The organism is Paracraurococcus ruber (genome assembly GCF_004353985.1).
Lineage (GTDB): Bacteria > Pseudomonadota > Alphaproteobacteria > Acetobacterales > Acetobacteraceae > Paracraurococcus > Paracraurococcus ruber.
Map to the genome: position 1 here is coordinate 1 of NZ_SMOA01000330.1, position 5424 is coordinate 5424.

At 77.1% G+C, this 5424-nt stretch carries 3 protein-coding genes and 1 pseudogene; all 4 read left to right on the plus strand.

The features are described from left to right. The first annotated feature begins 287 nt into the window (after positions 1–287). A complete protein-coding gene (locus E2C05_RS34395) occupies positions 288–1898 on the plus strand; it encodes a methyl-accepting chemotaxis protein (RefSeq protein WP_133222985.1) in 1611 nt (536 codons plus the stop codon). Positions 1899–1993: 95 nt separating this feature from the next. Then, the gene (locus E2C05_RS28285; protein WP_133222986.1) at positions 1994–2971 is read left to right on the plus strand and encodes an aminoglycoside phosphotransferase family protein; all 978 of its coding nucleotides are present in this window, start codon (positions 1994–1996) and stop codon (positions 2969–2971) included. Positions 2972–3084: 113 nt separating this feature from the next. Beyond that, positions 3085–3813, plus strand: coding sequence for a nucleotidyltransferase family protein (locus E2C05_RS28290; RefSeq protein WP_240046927.1), 729 nt, complete (start codon positions 3085–3087; stop codon positions 3811–3813). A gap of 183 nt (positions 3814–3996) precedes the next feature. Continuing rightward, positions 3997–5424, plus strand: a pseudogene (locus E2C05_RS28295) (double-strand break repair protein AddB); the annotation flags it as partial.

The following is a 5424-nucleotide window of genomic DNA, read 5'->3' on the forward strand; positions in this document are numbered from 1 at the left end:
CGCGCCGCGCGGCGTCGGCCAGCCCCGGCTTGGGCCAGCCCGGGCCGCCCGGGGCAAGGCACCGCCGGATCGCGCCGCGTCACGGCCGGCGGCGGGCACGCGACATCCTCGATCCGGCGCGGGCGGTCGGCCGGCGGCAGGGCGGGCCGGCCGGGACGGGCGCATCCGCCCTGACGGCTTCGGCCTGACGCGGGTCGCGCATCCCGGGCAGCGCCCGGCCCACCCTGGCCGGGCGGCAGCCCCAGCCGCCGCCCAGCCGGCGCCATTGCGACGAGAAGGTTTCTGGCATGCGGATCAGCATCGGTGCGAAGCTCGTCTTCCTGGTCGGGGTGATGCTGCTCACCCTCGCCGGCACGGTCACCGCCGTGCAGTACCTCGGCGAGAGGGAGCGGATGGAGGCGCGGTTCACCGCCTCCGCCGGGCTGGCCACCGAATTGGTGGCGGCCGCCGTGGCGCCGGGCCTGCGCTTCAACCGCAGCGCCGGCGTCCATGCCGCCTATGCCAGCCTGCGCGACCGGCCGGATTTCGCCGGCGCCATCTTCCGCACCGATACCGGCCCGGCCGCCGGCAGCACGACCGATGAGTGGCTGCGCGACGGGGCGACGGGCGTTGCGCTGGGCGACCTGCTGAAGGCCGAGGTCGGGTCGCACCCCGCCGGCGGCGGCCGCTACCTGGCGCTGGTGCGGGAGGTGCGCGCGCCCGAGGGGACGGCGCTGGGCCGCGCCGTCCTGGTCTGGGACCGGGCGCCGATGCAGCAGTCGCAGCAGGCGGCACTGTGGACCCAGCTTGCGGTCGTCGCCGGCCTCGCGCTCGGCTTCGTGCTGACCACGCTGCTGGCCCTGCGGGTCACCGTCATCCGGCCGCTGCGCCGCGCCACCGCGGCGACGCGCGCCCTGGCCACGGGCGATTACGGCAACGCCCTGCCGCCCGCCCGCGGCGGGGACGAGGTGGCGGAGATCCTGACGGCCCTGGCCAATCTCCGCAGCCGCCTGGTCGCGGCGGCGGCCGAGGCCGAGACGCGGGAGGCCGAGCGCGAGGCCGAGGCCAAGGCCCGGCGGGAAGGCCGGCTGGTCCTGGCCGCCGATATCGAGCGCCGGGTGCAGGGCATCGCCGACGATGTCGCCGCCGCCGCCGAGCGGATCTTCGGCCGGGCCGACAGCATCGTCGCGGCGACCGACCGGGCGAGCGGCCTGGCGCAGCGTTCGGGCGACGCCGCGACGGGCGTCAGCGACAGCATCCGCGACGTCGTCGCGGCGGTGGAGGACCTCAGCGGCTGCGTCAGCGAGACCGGGCAGCAGGTGGCCGCCACCGCCGCCGCCGCCGCCCGCGCCGCGGAGGAAGGGCGGCGGTCCGATTTGGCGGTCGAGACGCTGTCGCAGGCGGCGCAGCGCATCGGCGACGTGGTGCGGCTGATCGAGACCATCGCGGCGCAGACCAACCTGCTGGCGCTGAACGCGACGATCGAGGCGGCCCGCGCCGGGGAGGCGGGCAAGGGCTTCGCCGTGGTGGCGGGGGAGGTGAAGGCGCTCGCCGCCCAGACCGCCAAGGCGACCGAGGAGATCGGCGGCCAGATCGCCGCCATGCAGGCGGCGACGCAGGGGGCCGTGGCCGCCATCAACGGCATCGCCGGCCGGATCGAGGAGATCTCCGGCCTCTCGGCCGCGGTCGCCGAGGCGATCGAGCGGCAGGGCGCCATCGGCCTGCGCATCGCCCGGACGGTGGAGGAGGCGGCGACGAGCACCCGCGGCGTGGTCGAGGGCGTGACGAGCGCCAGCGGCGCCGCCCGCAGCGCCAACGAGGAAGGGTTGGGGGTGCATGGCGATGCCCGCGCCCTGTCCGCCCGGGCCGACGAGCTGCGCGGATCGGTCCAGTCGCTCAGCCGCGAATTGCGTGCCTGACCCCGCGGCGCCGGGGCCCGGCCGGGCCGGCGGCCCGCCGGCCGGCGGCTTTCCCGGCTGACAGCGCCGCGCCGGCGGTCCATGACAGCGGCCGCATGCGCTACCCCGACCCCTTCCTCGCCGCCCATGGCTTCGCCGCGGCCGAGCGGCGCCCGCTGCCGGCGGATGCCAGCTTCCGCCGCTATGTCCGGCTGGTCGGCGGCCCCCGCCCGGCGCTGCTGATGGATGCCCCGCCGCCCGAGGATGTGCGGCCCTTCGCGGCGCTGGCCCGGCATTTCGGCGCCGCCGGGCTGTCGCTGCCGCAGATCATCGCCGAGGATGCTGGCGCGGGCTTCCTGCTGATCGAGGATTTCGGCGAGGCGACGCATGCCGCGCTGCTCGATGCCGGCGCCGATCCGGTGCCGCTCTACACCGAGGCGGCGGAGGCCCTGGCCGCCCTGCATGCCGCCGCGCCGCCGCCCGGCCTGCCGGCCTGGGATGCCGCGGCCATGGCGCGCGCCACGGCGGCGACCTTCCTCGACTGGTGGTGGCCGGCCGCCTTCGGCCGCGACCCCGCCGGGTCGGTCCGGGCGGAGCTGGACGCGGCGATCCACGCCATGCTGGCGCCCTTCGCCGGGACCAGCGGCTTCGTCCACCGCGACTTCTTCCCGGCCAACCTCATGCGGCTCGAGGAGCGGGACGGGCCGCGCCGCACCGGGATCCTCGATTTCCAGGACGGCGCCATCGGCCATCCTGCCTATGACGTGATCTCCCTGGTCGAGGATGCGCGGCGCGACGTCCTGCCGACGGCGCGGCGGGCGGCGCTGGCCGCCTACCTGAATGCCCGGCCGGGGTTGGACCGCGGCGCCTTCCTCGGCGCCATGGCGGCCTGCGGGGCGCAGCGGCATCTCCGCGTCGCCGCGCTCTGGGTGCGGCTCGAACGGCGGGACGGCAAGCCGCACTACCTGCGGCACGGGCCGCGCTGCTGGGCACTGCTCGCCCGCTCCCTCTCCCAGCCGGCCTGCGCGCCGCTGCGGGATTTCCTCGACCGGCACATCCCCGAGGAGTTGCGGCGCAACCCGGCGCCGGGCTGACCCGGCGTGGCCGCGGCGCCACGCAACCGCCCCGGATGCGCGGGGCGGGTGTTTCCAGCCGGGGCGGTCGCGGGGTAGACGGGGGCCACCCCCAGCCGCCGGAGACCCGCCGCGTGATCACGCTGACCCATGGCATGGTCCTCGCCGCCGGCCTCGGCCTGCGGATGCGCCCGCTGACCGACGCCACCGCCAAGCCGCTGCTGACGCTGGACGGCCGCACGCTGCTGGACCATGCGCTGGACCGGCTGGCGGCGGCCGGCATCGGCCAGGCGGTGGTGAATGCGCATTGGTGCGCCGACCAGGTCGCCGCCGCGGTCGCCGGCCGCGACTCGCCCCGCATCGCCCTGCAGCGCGAGGATGCGCTGCTGGAGACCGGCGGCGGCGTCGCCCGCGCCCTCCCGCTGCTGGGCGACGGCCCCTTCGCGGTGGCGAATGGCGACAGCGTCTGGCTGGACGGGCCGCGCCAGGCGCTCGGCCGCATGGCCGCCGCCTTCGACCCGGCGCAGATGGACGCGCTGCTGCTGGTGGTGCGCAGCGCCCAGGTGGACGGCGATATCGGCCGCGGCGACTTCCTGCTCGACCCGCTGGGCCGGGTGCGCCGGCCGCGGGAGCGGGAGCTGGCCCCCTATGTCTTCGCCGGCGTGCAGATCCTCACGCCCGGCATGTTCCGCAATACGCCAGGCGGGAAGTTCAGCCTCAACATCCTGTACGATCGGGCGATCGACTCGGGGCGGCTCTTCGCACTGGTGCATGACGGGGTCTGGTTCCATCTCTCGACGCCGCCCGACCTGGACCGGGCCGAGGCCGCGCTGCGGGCAGGGCTCGTGCGGGCGCTGTTCTGATGCGGCCGCCGGCGGGGGGGACGCCGTCCCCCTCGCGCTCCCACTGCCATGGGCCGAAGGTCCCTCGGAACCCTTGAGCCGGCGCCGCGGGGATCAGCCCAGGCGGGGGCCCGGGGGGAAGTGCGGTCCCCGGCCGGGAAGGGTGCGGCTGGGGGCGGCGCCCCCTCCCGCGGCGGTGCGGCCATGAACCTCTTCGACATCCCCGCGCACCTGCCCTTCCTCGACTGCCTCGCCGCCGGCGTGCTGCGGCAGGTTCCGGCCGGGCAGCCGGAGGCGCTGTCGCGCGTCACCATCCTGCTGCCGACGCGCCGTTCCGCCCGCGCGCTGCGCATCGCCTTCCTGCGTGCGGCGGATGGCCAGGCGCTGCTGCTGCCGCGCATGCGGGCGCTGGCCGGCCTGTCCACCGAGGATGCCGACGAACTCGCCCTGCCCACCCTGCTCGACCTGCCGCCGGCGGTGGAGCCGCTGCGGCGCCAGGCGGTGCTGGCCGGCTACATCGCCCGCCTGCCGCGCCAGCATGGCGGCCCCGGCACGCCGGAGCAGGCCTGGTCGCTGGCCGGGGCGCTGGGCACCCTGCTGGACGAGATCGCGCTGGAGGAGAAGGACCTCGACCTGCTGGCCGCGAGCCCGCCGGATGCGCTGAACGACCACTGGCTGGAACGACTGGCCGCCCTGGTGCCGGAGACCCATGCGCAGCACTGGGACATCACGCTGCGCTTCCTGCGGGCGATCACCGCGCAGTGGCAGCACTGGCTGGCGCAGGAAGGGCTGCTGGATATCGGCATGCGCCGGGCCCAGGCGCTGCGCGCCCAGACCCGCGCCTGGCAGGCGGCGCCGCCGGCCCATCCCGTGATCGCCGCCGGCATCGGCGTCGGCGGCACCATCCCGGCCGCCGAGGAATTGCTCCGCGTCGTCGCCACCGGCTTGCCGCGCGGCGCCGTGGTGCTGCACGGCCTCGACCATGGCAGCACGGAGGACCGCGTCTGGGACGCGATCCGCGAGGCGCCGACGCATCCCTTCTGCGGCCAGCAGCGCCTGCTGCACCGCCTGGGCGCGGCCCGCGGGGATGTCCGCCGCTGGGAAGGCTGCCCGGCCGAGGCGGCGGCGGACCTCGCCGCGCCGATCCGCCGGCCGGACCTGCTGGGCATGGCGCTGCGCCCGGCCGAGGGCCTGCCCGCCTGGCAGTCCCGCCGCCCGTCCGAATGGCGGCCGGCGCTGGAAGGCCTCGCCCAGCTCACCGCGCCGGATTCGCAGGCGGAGGCGGTCGCGATCGCCCTCACCCTGCGGGAGGCGCTGGAGGATCCGAAGGCGCATGTCGCGCTCGTCACGCCCGACCGCGACCTGGCGCGGCGCGTCTCGGCCGAGCTCGCGCGCCATGGCGTCACGGCCGATGATTCGGCGGGCGAGCCGCTGGGCGAGACGCCGGCCGGCGCCTTCCTGCGGCTGCTGGCCCGCGCCGCGGCGGCCGAGCTGGCGCCGGTGCCGCTGCTCGCCGTGCTCAAGCACCCGCTCTGTGCCGGCGGCTGGGAACGGCCGCGCTGGGTCTCGGCGGTGCGGCGGCTGGAACGCGCGGCGCTGCGCGGCGCCCGGCCGGCGCCGGGCCTCGACGGG

Bases quoted from the DNA above. Each gene is read 5' to 3' on its own strand.
- E2C05_RS34395 (WP_133222985.1), top strand. From the start codon at position 288: ATGCGGATCAGCATCGGTGCGAAGCTCGTCTTCCTGGTCGGGGTGATG.
- E2C05_RS28285 (WP_133222986.1), top strand. From the start codon at position 1,994: ATGCGCTACCCCGACCCCTTCCTCGCCGCCCATGGCTTCGCCGCGGCC.